This is a genomic window from Anaerotignum propionicum (assembly GCF_024461735.1).
GTDB lineage: Bacteria > Bacillota > Clostridia > Lachnospirales > Anaerotignaceae > Chakrabartyella.
Genome location: NZ_JANGAD010000052.1, coordinates 1 through 223, shown reverse-complemented (window position 1 = coordinate 223; position 223 = coordinate 1). Strand labels below are relative to the sequence as shown.

The following is a 223-nucleotide window of genomic DNA, read 5'->3' as shown; positions in this document are numbered from 1 at the left end:
CTGTTAAGCTTTAAATAGTAAGAAGCAAAAGCTTCAAAAACTCTTCTATACATTTTAAAAAGAAAGGATAAATTCGTATGAAAAATCTAAAATAAGTAATATTCATCATATCAATAATTACCATAATGATGCAGGCAATGGGGTGTTCACAATTTGATACAAATGCAGAGAAAAATAGTCTGAGCGTAGTATCTATGGAGAGCGCATCGGGGGAAAAACAAAC

At 31.4% G+C, this 223-nt stretch carries 1 protein-coding gene; it reads right to left on the bottom strand.

The window, feature by feature from the left end:
* Positions 1-10 precede the first annotated feature (10 nt).
* Positions 11-223 (bottom strand): hypothetical protein (locus NE558_RS14360; protein ID WP_256150849.1); only part of this gene is annotated, 213 nt, incomplete at its 5' end.